The sequence below is a fragment of the Serratia sp. JSRIV002 genome (assembly GCF_019968725.1).
Taxonomy (GTDB): domain Bacteria; phylum Pseudomonadota; class Gammaproteobacteria; order Enterobacterales; family Enterobacteriaceae; genus Chania; species Chania fonticola_B.
Map to the genome: position 1 here is coordinate 5,523,873 of NZ_CP074143.1, position 17,149 is coordinate 5,541,021.

Annotated in this window: 8 protein-coding genes, 1 tRNA gene and 3 rRNA genes; 3 read left to right on the top strand and 9 right to left on the bottom strand. The window is 55.1% G+C overall.

Features of this window, described 5'->3' with window-relative positions:
* Nucleotides 1-4: 4 nt before the first annotated feature.
* Nucleotides 5-3,685, bottom strand: coding sequence for a methionine synthase (gene metH, locus KGP26_RS25850; RefSeq protein ID WP_186486646.1), 3,681 nt, complete (start codon nucleotides 3,683-3,685; stop codon nucleotides 5-7).
* A gap of 275 nt (nucleotides 3,686-3,960) precedes the next feature.
* Between metH and iclR the strand changes: the two genes are divergently transcribed.
* The 3 genes from iclR to edd all read left to right on the top strand — a co-directional run bounded on the left by iclR (nucleotide 3,961) and on the right by edd (nucleotide 7,469).
* Entirely contained in the window at nucleotides 3,961-4,791 is an 831-nt protein-coding gene (gene iclR, locus KGP26_RS25855) for a glyoxylate bypass operon transcriptional repressor IclR (RefSeq protein WP_223664752.1), read from the top strand.
* Between the two features lie 258 nt (nucleotides 4,792-5,049).
* A complete protein-coding gene (gene gntK / locus KGP26_RS25860; RefSeq protein WP_179253874.1) occupies nucleotides 5,050-5,589 on the top strand; it encodes a gluconokinase in 540 nt (179 codons plus the stop codon).
* Nucleotides 5,590-5,654: 65 nt separating this feature from the next.
* Nucleotides 5,655-7,469, top strand: a complete 1,815-nt coding sequence (gene edd, locus KGP26_RS25865; RefSeq protein WP_115159959.1) for a phosphogluconate dehydratase — start codon at nucleotides 5,655-5,657, stop codon at nucleotides 7,467-7,469.
* Between the two features lie 33 nt (nucleotides 7,470-7,502).
* On the opposite strand, the gene aceK is transcribed toward edd, so the two are convergent.
* The 8 genes from aceK to KGP26_RS25905 all read right to left on the bottom strand — a co-directional run bounded on the left by aceK (nucleotide 7,503) and on the right by KGP26_RS25905 (nucleotide 17,148).
* The gene (gene aceK / locus KGP26_RS25870) at nucleotides 7,503-9,248 is read right to left on the bottom strand and encodes a bifunctional isocitrate dehydrogenase kinase/phosphatase (RefSeq protein WP_059201908.1); all 1,746 of its coding nucleotides are present in this window, start codon (nucleotides 9,246-9,248) and stop codon (nucleotides 7,503-7,505) included.
* 64 nt (nucleotides 9,249-9,312) lie between these two features.
* Nucleotides 9,313-10,620 (bottom strand): isocitrate lyase, encoded by a 1,308-nt coding sequence (aceA, locus tag KGP26_RS25875; protein WP_021180852.1) that lies wholly within the window; start codon nucleotides 10,618-10,620, stop codon nucleotides 9,313-9,315.
* A 46-nt stretch (nucleotides 10,621-10,666) separates the two neighbouring features.
* The gene (gene aceB, locus KGP26_RS25880; protein ID WP_223664753.1) at nucleotides 10,667-12,265 is read right to left on the bottom strand and encodes a malate synthase A; all 1,599 of its coding nucleotides are present in this window, start codon (nucleotides 12,263-12,265) and stop codon (nucleotides 10,667-10,669) included.
* A gap of 375 nt (nucleotides 12,266-12,640) precedes the next feature.
* Entirely contained in the window at nucleotides 12,641-13,570 is a 930-nt protein-coding gene (gene metA, locus KGP26_RS25885) for a homoserine O-succinyltransferase (protein ID WP_094982863.1), read from the bottom strand.
* A gap of 195 nt (nucleotides 13,571-13,765) precedes the next feature.
* Nucleotides 13,766-13,881 (bottom strand): 5S ribosomal RNA (gene rrf, locus KGP26_RS25890).
* A gap of 52 nt (nucleotides 13,882-13,933) precedes the next feature.
* A tRNA-Thr gene (locus KGP26_RS25895) sits at nucleotides 13,934-14,009 on the bottom strand.
* A gap of 13 nt (nucleotides 14,010-14,022) precedes the next feature.
* Nucleotides 14,023-14,138: ribosomal RNA gene (gene rrf, locus KGP26_RS25900) — 5S ribosomal RNA — on the bottom strand.
* A gap of 102 nt (nucleotides 14,139-14,240) precedes the next feature.
* Nucleotides 14,241-17,148: ribosomal RNA gene (locus KGP26_RS25905) — 23S ribosomal RNA — on the bottom strand.
* Nucleotide 17,149: the final 1 nt, after the last annotated feature.

Here is a 17,149-nt window from a genome sequence, read left to right on the forward strand (position 1 = left end):
AAAATTAATCTGCATCGTATCCCAGATTCGGGGCCAGCCAGCGCTCTACGTCACCGATCTTCATCCCCTTACGCTGCGCGTAGTCTTCGACCTGATCGCGCTGGATCTGGGCCACGGCAAAGTACTTACTTTGCGGATGGCTGAAATACCAGCCGGATACCGCTGCCCCAGGCCACATGGCGAAGGATTCGGTCAGTTCCATGCCGGTATGGCGGTTAACGTCCAGCAACTGCCAGATCTCCGCTTTTTCGGTATGTTCTGGACAAGCAGGATAGCCGGGGGCCGGGCGAATACCTTGATAATTCTCACGGATCAGCTCTTCGTTACTCAGGTTTTCATCTGCGGCAAAGCCCCAGTGCAGCTTGCGCACCTGCTCGTGGAGATATTCGGCAAAGGCCTCTGCCAGACGATCGGATAACGCTTTGACCATGATCTTGTTGTAGTCGTCATGCTTGGCATCATAAGCCGCCGCCAAAGCATCCTCTTCCAAGCCGCCCGTGACTGCGAATGCGCCAAAATAGTCGGCTTTGCCGCTGCTTTTCGGGGCCACAAAGTCGGCCAGACAGTAGTTAGGGAAATCGGTCTTTTCCGTTTGCTGACGCAGATGACGGCTGACCACCAGCACCTCTTCACGGCTTTCATCCCGGTAGACTTCCACATCATCCCCGACGCGGTTGGCCGGGAACAAACCATAGACGCCACGCGGGTTGAGGCTACCGTTAGCGGCCAGCATATCCAGCATTTCGTTGGCATCTTGGAACAGGCGCTTGGCCTCTTCCCCTACCACTTCATCCTCCAGAATGCGCGGATACTTGCCCGCCAGTGACCAGGTCATAAAGAACGGCGTCCAGTCGATATAGTGACGCAGCGTGTCAATGCTGGCCTCAACCGGGAACACACCAAGTTTGTTCGGCACCGGAGGCTGGTAGTTTTCCCAATCCAGCACCATAGCGTTATCCCGTGCCTGTTGCAGGCTGACCGGCGGCGTACGCGGCTTTTTACGCCCGTGCTGGATACGTACGGTTTCGTACTCTTTGCGGGTGCGGGCGACAAACTCGTCCCGCTGAGTGTCTGACAGCAGCGCAGCAACCACGCCAACGGTACGCGAGGCGTTCTGCACGTAGGTAGTCGGGCCGCTGTAGTTCTGCTCAATCTTCACCGCGGTATGGGCCTTGGAGGTGGTCGCCCCGCCGATCAGCAGCGGTAGGGTAAAGCCTTGGCGCTCCATCTCTTTTGCCACGTTGACCATTTCGTCCAGTGACGGGGTGATCAGGCCAGACAGACCGATAATATCCACGTTCTGTTCGCGGGCGGTTTTCAGGATCTTGTCCGTCGGCACCATCACGCCCAGATCGATAATTTCGTAGTTGTTACATTGCAGCACCACGCCGACGATGTTTTTGCCGATGTCGTGCACGTCGCCCTTCACCGTCGCCAGCAGAATTTTCCCGGCGGTGGTGCCTTTCTGTTTGCTGGCCTCAATGTAAGGTTCGAGATAGGCCACCGCCTGCTTCATCACGCGGGCCGATTTCACTACCTGCGGCAGGAACATTTTGCCCTCGCCGAACAGGTCACCAACCACGTTCATGCCAGCCATCAGCGGCCCTTCGATCACTTCGATCGGGCGATCCGCCTGCTGGCGCGCTTCTTCGGTGTCTAACTCGATAAATTCGGTAATACCTTTAACCAGCGAATACTCCAGGCGCTTCACTACCGGCCAGCCGCGCCATTCGGCCTGCTGCACCGCCACTTCATTGTCTTTGCTGCCCCGGTATTTTTCCGCCAGTTCCAGCAGACGCTCGGTGCCGTCCTGACGGCGATTGAGCACCACATCCTCAACGGCTTCACGCAGTTCAGTGCTGAGATCGTCATAGATCGCCAACTGCCCGGCGTTGACGATCCCCATATCCATGCCGTTGCGAATGGCGTGATACAGGAACACCGCGTGGATCGCTTCACGCACCGGATCGTTGCCACGGAACGAGAAGGAGACGTTGGACACGCCGCCGGAAATCATCGCATGCGGCAGGTGGGTTTTGATGTCGGCACAGGCTTCAATAAAGTCGACGGCATAGTTGTTATGCTCTTCGATACCGGTGGCAACGGCAAAAATGTTCGGGTCAAAAATGATATCTTCCGGCGGGAAACCCACGCGCTCGGTCAGGATCTGGTAAGCACGGCGGCAAATCTCAAATTTGCGTTGGCGAGTATCTGCCTGACCAACTTCATCGAAGGCCATCACCACCACGGCGGCACCGTAGCGGCGCACCAGTTTGGCATGGTGGATAAAGGCTTCTTCGCCCTCTTTCATCGAGATCGAGTTGACGATGCCTTTACCCTGAATGCATTTCAGGCCCTTTTCGATCACGCTCCATTTGGAGGAGTCGATCATGATCGGAACACGGGCGATATCCGGCTCACCGGCGATCAGGCTGAGGAAACGCACCATCGCCGCTTCGGCGTCGAGCATCCCTTCATCCATGTTGATGTCGATGATCTGGGCGCCGCTCTCCACCTGTTGGCGGGCCACGGCCAGCGCCTCGTTATACTTTTCTTCTTTAATCAACCGCTTGAATCGGGCCGAGCCGGTAACGTTAGTACGCTCCCCCACGTTGACGAACAGCGATTTGGCATCAATATTCAGCGGTTCCAGGCCGGACAGGCGGCAAGCTACCGGTAACTCTGGCAACTGCCGTGGCGGTACGCCCTCAACCGCTTTAGCCATTGCGGCGATATGCGCCGGAGTGGTGCCACAGCAGCCACCGATGATATTGAGGAAACCGGCGTGCGCCCATTCGCCCACCTGTTTGGCCATCTCTTCGGCATCGAGATCGTATTCACCAAAGGCATTGGGTAAACCGGCGTTTGGGTGAGCAGTAACATAGCTTTCAGAGATGCGAGACAACTCCGCCACGTATTGGCGTAACTCATCCGGGCCGAGCGCACAGTTCAGGCCAAAGGTCAGCGGCTTAACGTGACGTAGCGAGTTGTAAAACGCTTCCGTAGTCTGGCCGGAAAGGGTGCGGCCAGAGGCGTCGGTGATGGTGCCGGAAATCATGATCGGTAAGGTCACGCCCAGCGCTTCAAATTCGGTTTCGACCGCAAAGGCCGCCGCTTTGGCATTCAGGGTATCGAAGATGGTTTCGATCATGATCAGATCGACGCCCCCTTCCACCAGCGCGCGGGTTGATTCGCGATAGGCCTCTACCAATTGGTCAAAAGAGACATTACGGAAGGCCGGATCGTTAACGTCAGGGGAAATGGAGGCGGTACGGTTGGTTGGGCCCAGTACGCCAGCAACGTAGCGCGGTTTTTCCGGGGTGCGTGCCGTCCATTCATCAGCACAAGCGCGCGCCAGCAAAGCGGCCTGGTAGTTAATTTCGGCGGACAGCGACTCCATATGGTAGTCGGCCATCGCGATAGTGGTCGAGTTGAAGGTGTTGGTTTCGAGGATATCGGCCCCCGCCTCCAGGTAACCGTTGTGGATCGCAGTGATCACCTCCGGCTTGCTTAATACCAGCAGGTCGTTATTGCCTTTCAGATCGCTTTGCCAATCGGCAAAACGCTCACCGCGGTAGTCTGCCTCCTCCAGCCGATAGCTCTGGATCATGGTGCCCATACCGCCGTCCAACACTAAAATACGCTGCGATAGCTGCTGACGCAGTTGTTCCACTCGATTTGTCACTGTAGCCCCTTCACACCCGATTATCCGCCCGACGACTTATTACCCCACATCCCAATGTTGTAGCGGCGCGGCACGCTGCGCCCGTCATGCATCCTGCAACTTGAAAGATGGAGGGTCTGACATCCTAGCACAGGTTATGGCGGCAAAGATGCGAGCGGGTATTGAGAGTTTTTCAGGTTCGCCGAACAACAGATCCGATGAGCGGAGAAGCAACTTGCAATTCATACTCAAAAAACGAAAATGAATTCCATCATACGGAAAGCACAAGGTGAATCATGGCCACTCCCGTTCCCGCCAAACGCGGTAAAAAACCCCGCGCCGCCGCACCCGCTACCAGCACGGCGTCCGGCCAGGTCCAGTCATTGACCCGTGGCCTGAAGCTATTGGAATATATTGCCGAAGCGCAGGGCAACGTAGCGCTAACCGATCTGGCCCAGCAAGCCGGGTTGCCCAACTCCACCACCCATCGCCTGCTGACGACCATGCAACAGCAGGGGTTTGTCCGTCAGGTGGGCGATCTTGGACTGTGGACCATGGGAGCACATGCGTTTGTGGTGGGCAGCAGCTTCCTGCAAAGCCGTAACCTGCTGGCGATGGTGCACCCAACGCTGCGCCGCCTGATGGAAGAGTCGGGGGAAACGGTCAATCTGGCGGTGATGGACAAAGCCGAGGATCAGGCGGTGATTATCGATCAGGTTCAATGCACCGCGTTGATGCGCATGTCAGCCCCGATTGGCGGCAAGCTGCCGATGCACGCCTCTGGCGCAGGCAAAGCCTTTCTGGCCAGCATGCAGGACGATGAGGTAACCCGGCTGCTGCATAAAAAAGGCATGCACACCTATACCCCACACACGCTAACGCCACATAACCTGAAAGAAGGGTTGGCGGTGATCCGCAAGCAGGGGTTCTCGTTCGACGATGAAGAGCATGCCCTGGGCCTACGCTGTCTGGCCGCCTGCATCTTTGATGAACACCGCGAAGCCTTTGCCGCCATCTCCATCTCCGGCCCGGTATCACGCATTACCGACGATCGCGTTACCGAACTGGGTGCGCTAGTGATCCATGCGGCAAAAGAAATCAGCCTGGAGTACGGCGGCGTACGGTGATTAGACGGGCGCAGCATTGCGCCCTAAGCCCTGAGCAAATTCCCGCTGTTATTTTTCTGTATCGCGCTGTAGAGACTTTGTTTCGCCTCCCGCGAAAAGTATGAATTCGATCACAATTAGCGATTTTGCCACCGAAAGCCGATTGCAACCTTTGGCGCTTCCCCTGACAATGTTACCGATAACATGTTACCGGTAACAATCATTCGTATAATAATATAGCCGCTGCAGACTATGACTCGCAGGTGGGGGAACCAAACCATGATCAATAATCAGAATCGTGTTTACGTCATTATGGGCGTATCCGGCAGCGGCAAGTCCGCCGTCGCCAATGCCGTAGCCCAACGGCTATCCGCCAACTTTCTGGACGGTGACTTTCTCCATCCACGCTGCAATATCCAGAAAATGGCCTCAGGCGAACCGCTCAATGACGACGATCGCGCACCATGGTTGGCCGCCCTGAACGACGCGGCTTTCGCTATGCAGCGTACCAATGCGGTCTCGATCATCGTCTGCTCTGCACTGAAAAAACATTATCGCGATCGGCTGCGTGCCGGTAATGACAATCTGTCATTCATCTATCTGCACGGCGACTTCCCGGTGATCGAGGCTCGGCTGGCTGCCCGCAAGGGGCATTTCTTCAAACCCCAAATGCTGGTCACCCAGTTCGCCACGCTGGAGCAGCCGGGCCAAGATGAAATTGACGTCCAGGCCATCGATATCGATCAGCCACTGGATGCAGTGATTGCCGACACTGTGCGGCATATCCAGAGTTTCCAACCACAAGAAGCCTGCGCATAACGAGATGTTCTGAACGACATAACTGGCCCTCGCCGCGCGCATTAGGGCTGCATTGTGAGGATGATATGATTAACAGCACCCTGGCACGTGTAACACAACGCATTATTGAACGTTCAAAAGAGAGCCGAGCTGCCTATCTGGCACGTATTAGCGCAGCCCGCACGCAGACGGTACACCGCTCGCAGCTAGCCTGTGGCAACCTGGCCCACGGTTTTGCCGCCTGCCAGCCCGACGATAAAGCCGCCCTGAAAAACATGGTGCGCAGCGATATCGCCATCATCACCGCCTACAACGATATGCTCTCTGCCCACCAGCCTTATGAAAGCTATCCACAGCGGCTAAAGCAGGCGTTACACAGCGTTGGCGCCGTTGGCCAGGTCGCAGGTGGTGTGCCAGCAATGTGCGACGGCGTGACACAGGGACAGGACGGCATGGAGCTGTCTTTGATGAGCCGCGATGTGATAGCCATGTCCGCAGCCATCGGCCTTTCCCATAACATGTTCGACGGCGCATTGTTTCTGGGTATCTGTGACAAGATTGTGCCAGGGCTGGTAATGTCCGCCTTGTCCTTCGGCCATTTGCCTGCCGTATTTGTGCCTGCCGGGCCGATGAGCAGCGGCCTACCTAATAAAGAGAAAGTACGTGTGCGCCAGCTGTATGCCGAGGGCAAAGCCGATCGCCACGCGCTGCTGGAAGCCGAGGCCGCCTCTTATCATGGCGTTGGTACCTGCACCTTCTACGGCACGGCCAACACCAACCAGATGGTGATGGAAGTGATGGGCCTGCATCTGCCCGGAGCCTCTTTCATTCATCCAGACACGCCACTGCGCGATGCGCTCAATGATGCCGCCGCTCGCCAAGTCACCCGCCTGACAGAAACCGCCGGTAATTACCTGCCGATAGGCCAATTGGTGGATGAAAAAGTGGTGGTTAACGGCATCGTATCGCTCCTGGCCACCGGGGGCTCCACCAACCTGACGATGCATATGGTAGCCATGGCTCGCGCAGCGGGCATCATCATCAACTGGGACGACTTCTCTGAGCTTTCCGATGCAGTGCCACTGCTATGCCGCATCTACCCCAACGGCCCGGCGGATATCAACCAGTTCCAGGCGGCGGGCGGTGTGCAATTGGTCGTGCGTGAGCTGTTGAACAACGGCCTGTTGCATCAGGATGTGCATACCGTCGCCGGTTTCGGCCTGGAGCGCTACACTCAGGAGCCTTGGCTGGACAATGGCCAGTTGGCCTGGCGCAACGGGGCAGCAAGTTCGCTGGACGCTAACGTGATTGCCAGCATAGCCAAACCGTTCGAGCACCATGGCGGCACCAAGGTGCTGGCCGGTAATCTGGGCCGTGCGGTGATGAAGACGTCTGCGGTGCCTGCCGAAAATCAGATTATCGAAGCCCCGGCGGTCGTATTCGAAAGCCAGCACGATATCGTCCCCGCCTTCGAAGCAGGCAAACTGGATCGGGACTGCGTGGTGGTCGTGCGTTTCCAGGGGCCACAGGCCAATGGCATGCCTGAACTGCATAAGCTGATGCCACCGCTTGGGGTATTGATGGATCGCGGCTTCAAGGTGGCGTTGGTGACCGATGGCCGCCTGTCCGGCGCTTCCGGCAAGGTTCCTTCGGCGATCCATGTCACCCCGGAGGCGTACACCGGCGGTATGCTGGCCAAAGTACAAAGCGGCGATATGATCCGGGTGAATGGACACACCGGCGAGCTGCAACTGCTGGTTGCGGAAGCAGAGCTGGCCCAGCGCATTCCCTATCAACCCGATCTGAGCGGTGAAAGGAACGGCTGTGGCCGTGAGCTGTTCAGCGCGTTACGCAGCCAGCTTTCCGGGGCCGAACAGGGCGCCTGCTGCATCACGTTTTAATCCTGACCATGGCCCAGCCTGCTGGGCCTGCTATCAGCCAGCCTGCGCGTACCCCGAAGGTAGCCTCTGGCTGAAACGCCGCTTTTTACGGTAGGCAAACACATCCTCGACGTGCCCCTCCTTGATACGCTGCTGCAACCCTCGCCAGTAGTCCGCTTCAAACAGATCGCTGTGCATCTCCTCAAAGACCTTGCGGATGCGCCGGTCGCCACACAGGAAATGGCGGAACTCTTCGGGGAAAACATCGTTAGGTGAAATGCTGTACCAGGGTTCGCTGGCCAGTTCATCTTCCGGGTAGCGCGGCGGCGGGATATTACGGAAGTTCACCTCGGTCATGTAGCAAATCTCGTCGTAGTCGTAAAACACCACGCGCCCATGGCGCGTCACGCCGAAGTTTTTGAACAGCATATCGCCAGGGAAGATATTGGCCGCAGCCAGCTGTTTGATCGCATTACCATATTCTTCAATGGCGTCATGCATTTGCCGTTCGTCTGCCTGCTCAAGATACAGATTTAACGGCGTCATCCGCCGTTCCATATACAAGTGCTTGATGACCACCCGATCGCCGAGATCTTCCAGCTTTTCCGGCACCTCGCGCTGCAACTCCGCGAGCAATTGCGGGCTGATGCGTGCCTTGTCCACCACAAAATTCTCATATTCCTGGGTATCGGCCATCCGCCCGACGCGATCGTGCTCTTTTACCAGTTGGTAGCAGGCCATCACCTGCGCCTGCGTAACCTCTTTCTGCGGCGCGAATTCGTCTTTGATCACTTTGAATACCCGATCAAACGACGGCAGCGTAAACACCAGCATCACCATGCCTTTCACGCCCGGCGCAATAATGAATTGCTCCTGCGACTGCGCCATAAAATTCAGGTATTCACGGTAGCATTCGGTTTTACCATGCTTCTGGCAGCCGATCGCCATATACAGTTCGGCGGTGGTCTTGCCCGGCAGGATCTCCCGCAGCCACTCAACCATCGCCGCTGGCAACGGGGCATACACCATAAAGTAGGAACGGGCGAAGCCAAACACGATGCTGGCTTCGGCCTTGCTGGTCAGGCAGGTATCAATAAATAACGCGCCAGACTCGCTGTGGTGGATCGGCAACAGGAACGGGTAAACCCCGTCGGCCACCCGCAGCTTACCGACCAACCAGGCCGCCTTATTACGGTAGAACAGCTCATTGCCGATTTGAAACGTTGCTGCAGCTAGCTGATGGGAGCTGAAGGTCTGTAGTAAGGCTTGGGTGATATAACGAATATCACGTGGCAGATCTTCCCACGGCAGGCGCAAAGGCAAGTCGGTCAACAGGCTATGCAGCATGGCGGCCAAATCACCGTTGGGGGTAAAATCACGTGCCAACGGCCTGGGAATATCGCGAAAGCGCCGTTCGGGTTGCGAGCTGAAAACGAACAGCTTGTCCGGGGTTAAATCCCGATGTTTGAACAGCCGACAGTAAACCGAATTAAAGAAGCTTTCGGCAATCTCAAAACGCGGGTAGTCGGGCAACAGTTCGGTATAAACCGCCTTCACCCTATTAGGGAAATCCGCATCGTAATATTTCTGCCCGGTGATGCATTTCAGTTGCTCTACCACCAGACCGACGTGGTGATCGTAAAGATGGATACGTCGTTTCATCGCCTGTTGTACGGCGGGCCAGTCTGCCTGCTCAAAACGCTGCTGCGCTCCGGCCGTGACTTCAAGAAAGCGGCCATATTGCGCATCAAAGCCCTGCAGGATCGTCTGTGCAATCAACAGCTCCAGTTTTTCCGCCATCTTTGCCTCTGCTGCCATTCAGGAATGAAACCAGAGCCTGGCGCCATGCCAGGCCCCTTGGGGATCAGAACTGCTGTTCTTCGGTGGAACCGGTCAGTGCCGTTACCGAGGAAGCTCCCCCCTGAATAATGGTGGTTACCTTATCGAAGTAGCCGGTCCCCACCTCCTGCTGATGCGAAGCAAAGGTGTAGCCACGCTCGACTGCGGCAAATTCCGGCTGCTGCACTTTTTCAACATAGTGCTTCATGCCTTCGCCACGCGCATAAGCATGTGCCAGATCGAACATGTTGAACCACATGCTGTGGATACCGGCCAGCGTGATGAACTGGTATTTGTAGCCCATGGCGGACAGTGCATCCTGGAAGCGGGCGATAGTCTGATCGTCCAGGTTCTTTTTCCAGTTGAACGACGGTGAGCAGTTATAGGCCAACAGCTTGCCCGGGAACTTGGCATGGATCGCATCGGCAAAGCGTTGAGCTGCTTCAAGATCCGGCGTTGAGGTTTCGCACCACACCAGATCGGCATAAGGGGCATAAGCCAAGCCACGACTGATGGCCTGCTCAATACCAGCATGGGTGCGGTAGAAACCTTCGGCGGTGCGTTCGCCAGACACAAAGGCACTGTCATACGGATCGCAGTCGGAGGTCAGCAAATCCGCCGCATCGGCATCGGTACGGGCAATCAACAGGGTTGGCACACCGAGAACGTCAGCCGCCAAGCGCGCCGCAACCAGCTTCTGGATAGCTTCCTGGGTCGGTACCAAGACCTTGCCGCCCATATGGCCACACTTCTTCACTGCCGCCAGTTGGTCTTCAAAATGTACCCCGGCCGCACCGGCTTCGATCATCGCCTTCATCAGTTCAAAGGCATTCAGCACGCCGCCAAATCCGGCTTCAGCATCCGCCACGATCGGCAGGAAGTAATCGGTATAGCCTTTGCTGCCGGGTTCAATCTGGTTTGCCCACTGGATCTGATCCGCCCGACGGAAGGTATTATTGATGCGCTCAACCACCGTCGGGACAGAGTCGACCGGATACAGTGATTGATCGGGATACATGGCAGCAGCGGTATTGGCATCAGCCGCTACCTGCCAACCGGACAGATAGATCGCTTCGACACCGGCTTTCGCCTGTTGCAGCGCCTGGCCACCGGTCAGCGCCCCAAGGCTGTTCACGTACCCTTTGCGGGATTTGCCATGCAGCAGTTCCCAGAGTTTCGCTGCACCGTTTTGCGCCAACGTGCAAACCGGATTGACCGAGCCACGCAGGTTGATCACGTCTTCGGCGCTGTAAGGGCGGGTGATGCCCTCCCAGCGTGCTGATTTCCATTCCTGTTCCAGCTGTTGGATCTGTTGGGTACGAGAGGTCGTCATATTTTTATCCTTTTCAATACTGTAGGGTTAAAGGTCAGGAACGGTTTCAGGCCAGTAATTCGTAGCCGGGTAAGGTCAGGAAATCGATTAATTCATCTTGCGTGGTGATACGTTCCATCAGCTGTGCCGCCTCTTCGAAGCGGCCTGCGTGATAACGCGCTTCACCCAGTTCTTTACGAACGACCTGCATCTCTTCCTGCAGCATCTGGCGGAACAGGGCCTTGGTTACCTGTTGGCCATTGCTGAGGCTTTTCTCGTGATGGATCCACTGCCAAATTGAGGTACGTGAAATCTCGGCAGTAGCGGCATCTTCCATCAGGCCATAAATCGGTACGCAGCCATTGCCGGAGATCCAGGCTTCAATGTATTGCACCGCTACGCGGATATTGGCGCGCATGCCGATTTCGGTACGCTCACCGTCACACGGTTCCAGCAGTTGCGCCGCCGTGATAGGTGCATCATTCTCACGCAGCACCTCTAGTTGATTCTGCCGCTCCCCCAGGATGCGGTTGAACACTTCCATCACCGTATCGGCCAAACCTGGATGTGCCACCCAAGTCCCGTCATGGCCATTGGTCGCTTCCAGTTCTTTATCCGCACGCACCTTGCCCAACACCACCGCGTTTTGCTCGGCGTCTTTGCTGGGGATAAACGCCGCCATCCCCCCCATCGCAAAAGCACCGCGGCGGTGGCAGGTCTTGATCAGCAAGCGAGAATAAGCACTGAGGAAAGGCTGGGTCATAGTGACGGACTGACGGTCCGGTAGCACCCGATCGCCATGGTTCTTCAGCGTTTTGATATAGCTGAAGATGTAGTCCCAACGGCCACAGTTCAGCCCGACGATATGATCGCGCAGGTGATACAGGATCTCGTCCATCTGGAATACCGCAGGCAGGGTTTCAATCAATACCGTGGCCTTGATGGTGCCGCGCGGCAACCCGAAGCGATCCTCGGTAAAGCTAAAGACTTCACTCCACCAGGCAGCCTCCTGCCAGGACTGGGTTTTCGGCAGGTAGAAATACGGGCCGCTGCCTTTTGCCAGCAGTTGGCGATAGTTATGGAAGAAATAGAGTGCAAAATCGAACAACCCGCCAGGGATCGCTTCCCCCTGCCACTGCACGTGTTTTTCCGGCAAATGCAGGCCACGTACGCGGGCAATCAACACCGCCGGGTTGGGTTTGAGCTGGTAAATCTTGCCGGCTTCATTGGTGTAAGAGATGGTGCCGTTGACCGCATCATGCAGGTTGATCTGCCCGTCGATAACCTTGTCCCAGCTGGGTGCCAGTGAGTCTTCAAAGTCGGCCATAAACACTTTGACGTTGGCATTGAGGGCATTGATCACCATTTTGCGTTCAACCGGACCGGTAATCTCAACCCGACGGTCGCGCAAGTCAGCGGGAACGCCGCGGATCTGCCAGTCACCCTGCCGAATGGAATCCGTTTCCGAAATAAAGCCAGGCAGCTCGCCGCGATCGATTTTCTCTTGCCAGCTGGCGCGTGCCGCCAACAGTTTGTTGCGTTGCGGCGTAAATTTCCCCACCAGTTCAGCCAGGAACTCGACCGCGTCATCCGTCAGTATCTGCCGCTCTGCAGAGCCGAAAGCCTGTGTAAACGCTAATTCTGTGCCTACCATCTGTTGCGTCATTGTCTTGATCCTTTCCATCATTCCACGCCGCCATTGCAGGCCAGGCGAAGCATTGTTGTCGGAAATCGGGTGAAAAAAAGACCGCCAACTGGTCAGATGTCATCCCGCAGGATCCTAGAATAACCAACAAAAATTAAAAATCAAAAACGATTTCCATTTTTTTAATAAATATTTTATTAACCTTTTATTATCAATTGATTAGATTATTTATCATTTATAGCTAACCAGGAAACCGGTTCCATTACGATAAAGGAATGCCGGTAATACATTGTTTTTAAATAAGTTATCGATGCTGAAACGTTGCAGGTTTGGCAGGAAAAACGGCAGGGTAAACCAGGGCGGCCTCGATTCAGCCACCCGGTGCAGAGAAAAATGTTACTCGAGGGTAGGATTCATATGACGCAGATCGAACGGCGTGATCTGGTAAACGTAGTAGTTCAACCAGTTGGAAAACAGCAGGTGACCATGGCTTCGCCATGAAGCTGCGGGGGGCAATTCGGGGTTGTCATCGGGGAAATAATTTAGCGGTACGGTAGGATTGAGGCCTGCATCGTTATCACGACAATACTCACCCGCTAGCGTCAGGGCGTCATATTCCGGATGCCCGGTGACAAAGGCCATGCGCTTATCCTTGGTAGCGAACAGATAGGCGCCAGCCAGTTCTGATTCAGCCAGGATATCCAGATCGGTGTACTGCCGCAGGATCTCGGTTGGGAAATCAGCATAGCGGGAGTGAGGAGCCAGGAAGGTTTCATCAAAACCTCGGGTCAGCAAGGCATGTTGGTGCAGCGTACGATGCTGGTACACTCCGGAGAGCTTCACCTCACGCGTCTTCTTTGGAATGCCGTACAGGATGTTTAGCGCGGCCTGCACTGCCCAGCAGACAAACAGGGTTGAAGTCACATGATCCTTGGCCCACTCGATCACTCGCTCGATCTGCGGCCAATAGGCAACATCACAGAAGTCCACCAGGCCCAGCGGAGCGCCGGTGACGATCAGCCCGTCAAAGTTCTCATTCTGGATATCTTCAAAGTTACAGTAGAAATTATTCAGGTGCTCCGTGGGCGTATTCTTCGACTCACGGCTATCGATGCGCAGTAGCTGAATATCGATCTGCAATGGCGAGTTGGAAAGCAAACGCAGAAACTGGTTTTCCGTTTCGATCTTTTTCGGCATCAGGTTGAGGATAAGTACCTTTAACGGCCTGATTTCCTGTGTTTTTGCGCGTGAGGATGTCATGACAAACACGTTCTCATTACGCAAGAAATTGACCGCAGGTAACTCATCAGGAACACGAATCGGCATTGCTTACCCCTCACACATCCGTTTATACGTTTAGACTTCTAGATGCCCGAAGATAGCGCTTTTTTAGCGTCATGTCGAGGATTCAACGGGAAGGTGAAAATGTTTCATCGCCAGGCTGTCAGCCAGTATGGGGAATTTCAAACCGCACAAAAGCAAAAAGGCCATCCTTGCGGATGGCCTCTTGGCTTAATTGATGCTTGGCAGTGTCCTACTCTCGCATGGGGAGACCCCACACTACCATCGGCGCTACGGCGTTTCACTTCTGAGTTCGGCATGGGGTCAGGTGGGACCACCGCGCTATTGCCGCCAAGCAAATTCTTTTGATTCTTTTTTCTGCCGAACTTCTAAACCACTTAAATAAAGTGGTGCTGATACCCAGAGTCGAACTGGGGACCTCACCCTTACCAAGGGTGCGCTCTACCAACTGAGCCATATCAGCACGCTAATTTGATGCCTGGCAGTGTCCTACTCTCGCATGGGGAGACCCCACACTACCATCGGCGCTACGGCGTTTCACTTCTGAGTTCGGCATGGGGTCAGGTGGGACCACCGCGCTATTGCCGCCAGGCAAATTCTGTTTCATTCTTGGCCGTTACTCACGTAACCACCAGAACCAATCTCGGAACTTCGCTGAAAATTGTCGTCTACTCTAAAACACCTTCGGTGTTGTAAGGTTAAGCCTCACGGATCATTAGTACTGGTTAGCTCAATGCATCGCTGCACTTACACACCCAGCCTATCAACGTCTTAGTCTTAAACGTTCCTTCAGGGGCCTTAAAGGCCCAGGGAAGACTCATCTCGAGGCAAGTTTCGCGCTTAGATGCTTTCAGCGCTTATCTTTTCCGCACTTAGCTACCGGGCAGTGCCATTGGCATGACAACCCGAACACCAGTGGTGCGTTCACTCCGGTCCTCTCGTACTAGGAGCAACCCCTCTCAATCTTCCAACGCCCACGGCAGATAGGGACCGAACTGTCTCACGACGTTCTAAACCCAGCTCGCGTACCACTTTAAATGGCGAACAGCCATACCCTTGGGACCTACTTCAGCCCCAGGATGTGATGAGCCGACATCGAGGTGCCAAACACCGCCGTCGATATGAACTCTTGGGCGGTATCAGCCTGTTATCCCCGGAGTACCTTTTATCCGTTGAGCGATGGCCCTTCCATTCAGAACCACCGGATCACTAAGACCTACTTTCGTACCTGCTCGAGCCGTCACTCTCGCAGTCAAGCTAGCTTATGCCTTTGCACTAACCTCACGATGTCCGACCGTGATTAGCTAACCTTCGTGCTCCTCCGTTACTCTTTGGGAGGAGACCGCCCCAGTCAAACTACCCACCAGACACTGTCCTCACCCCGGATCACGGGGCCGAGTTAGAACATCAAACATTAAAGGGTGGTATTTCAAGGTTGGCTCCATGCAGACTGGCGTCCACACTTCAAAGCCTCCCACCTATCCTACACATCAAGGCTCAATGTTCAGTGTCAAGCTATAGTAAAGGTTCACGGGGTCTTTCCGTCTTGCCGCGGGTACACTGCATCTTCACAGCGAGTTCAATTTCACTGAGTCTCGGGTGGAGACAGCCTGGCCATCATTACGCCATTCGTGCAGGTCGGAACTTACCCGACAAGGAATTTCGCTACCTTAGGACCGTTATAGTTACGGCCGCCGTTTACTGGGGCTTCGATCAAGAGCTTCGCCTTGCGGCTGACCCCATCAATTAACCTTCCAGCACCGGGCAGGCGTCACACCGTATACGTCCACTTTCGTGTTTGCACAGTGCTGTGTTTTTATTAAACAGTTGCAGCCAGCTGGTATCTGCGACTGGCTTCAGCTCCGAGAGCAAGTCTCTTCACCTACGCGCCAGCGTGCCTTCTCCCGAAGTTACGGCACCATTTTGCCTAGTTCCTTCACCCGAGTTCTCTCAAGCGCCTTGGTATTCTCTACCTGACCACCTGTGTCGGTTTGGGGTACGATTTGATGTTACCTGATGCTTAGAGGCTTTTCCTGGAAGCAGGGCATCAACTACTTCTGCACCGTAGTGCATCGTCATCACGCCTCAGGGTTGGTAGCGTTCCGGATTTACCAGGAACACCCCCCTACACGCTTAAACCGGGACAACCGTCGCCCGGCTAGCCTAGCCTTCTCCGTCCCCCCTTCGCAGTAACACCGAGTACAGGAATATTAACCTGTTTCCCATCGACTACGCCTTTCGGCCTCGCCTTAGGGGTCGACTCACCCTGCCCCGATTAACGTTGGACAGGAACCCTTGGTCTTCCGGCGAGCGGGTTTTTCACCCGCTTTATCGTTACTTATGTCAGCATTCGCACTTCTGATACCTCCAGCAAACCTCACAGTTCACCTTCAACGGCTTACAGAACGCTCCCCTACCCAACAACGCCTGAGCGTCGCTGCCGCAGCTTCGGTGCATGGTTTAGCCCCGTTACATCTTCCGCGCAGGCCGACTCGACCAGTGAGCTATTACGCTTTCTTTAAATGATGGCTGCTTCTAAGCCAACATCCTGGCTGTCTATGCCTTCCCACATCGTTTCCCACTTAACCATGACTTTGGGACCTTAGCTGGCGGTCTGGGTTGTTTCCCTCTTCACGACGGACGTTAGCACCCGCCGTGTGTCTCCCGTGATAACATTCTTCGGTATTCGGAGTTTGCATCGGTTTGGTAAGCCGGGATGGCCCCCTAGCCGAAACAGTGCTCTACCCCCGAAGATGAGTTCACGAGGCGCTACCTAAATAGCTTTCGGGGAGAACCAGCTATCTCCCGGTTTGATTGGCCTTTCACCCCCAGCCACAAGTCATCCGCTAATTTTTCAACATTAGTCGGTTCGGTCCTCCAGTTAGTGTTACCCAACCTTCAACCTGCCCATGGCTAGATCACCGGGTTTCGGGTCTATACCTTGCAACTATTCGCCCAGTTAAGACTCGGTTTCCCTACGGCTCCCCTATACGGTTAACCTTGCTACAAAATATAAGTCGCTGACCCATTATACAAAAGGTACGCAGTCACACCACGAAGGTGCTCCCACTGCTTGTACGTACACGGTTTCAGGTTCTATTTCACTCCCCTCGCCGGGGTTCTTTTCGCCTTTCCCTCACGGTACTGGTTCACTATCGGTCAGTCAGGAGTATTTAGCCTTGGAGGATGGTCCCCCCATATTCAGACAGGATGTCACGTGTCCCGCCCTACTCATCGAACTCACAATTAATGCATTTTAGTGTACGGGGCTATCACCCTTTGCTGCGCGACTTTCCAGACGCTTCCACTAACACAAGAACTGATTCAGGTTCTGGGCTGTTCCCCGTTCGCTCGCCGCTACTAGGGGAATCTCGGTTGATTTCTTTTCCTCGGGGTACTTAGATGTTTCAGTTCCCCCGGTTCGCCTCGTATGGCTATGTATTCACCATACGATAGTGTGTCGAAACACACTGGGTTTCCCCATTCGGGTATTGCCGGTTATAACGGTTCATATCACCTTACCGACACTTTTCGCAGATTAGCACGCCCTTCATCGCCTCTGACTGCCTAGGCATCCACCGTGTACGCTTAGTCACTTAACCT

Coding starts and splice junctions, on each gene's coding strand:
- aceA (WP_021180852.1), bottom strand. CDS start 10,620: ATGACGACCTCTCGTACCCAACAGATCCAACAGCTGGAACAGGAATGG.
- edd (WP_115159959.1), top strand. CDS start 5,655: ATGATTAACAGCACCCTGGCACGTGTAACACAACGCATTATTGAACGT.
- aceK (WP_059201908.1), bottom strand. CDS start 9,248: ATGGCGGAAAAACTGGAGCTGTTGATTGCACAGACGATCCTGCAGGGC.
- aceB (WP_223664753.1), bottom strand. CDS start 12,265: ATGACGCAACAGATGGTAGGCACAGAATTAGCGTTTACACAGGCTTTC.
- gntK (WP_179253874.1), top strand. CDS start 5,050: ATGATCAATAATCAGAATCGTGTTTACGTCATTATGGGCGTATCCGGC.
- metA (WP_094982863.1), bottom strand. CDS start 13,570: ATGCCGATTCGTGTTCCTGATGAGTTACCTGCGGTCAATTTCTTGCGT.
- iclR (WP_223664752.1), top strand. CDS start 3,961: ATGGCCACTCCCGTTCCCGCCAAACGCGGTAAAAAACCCCGCGCCGCC.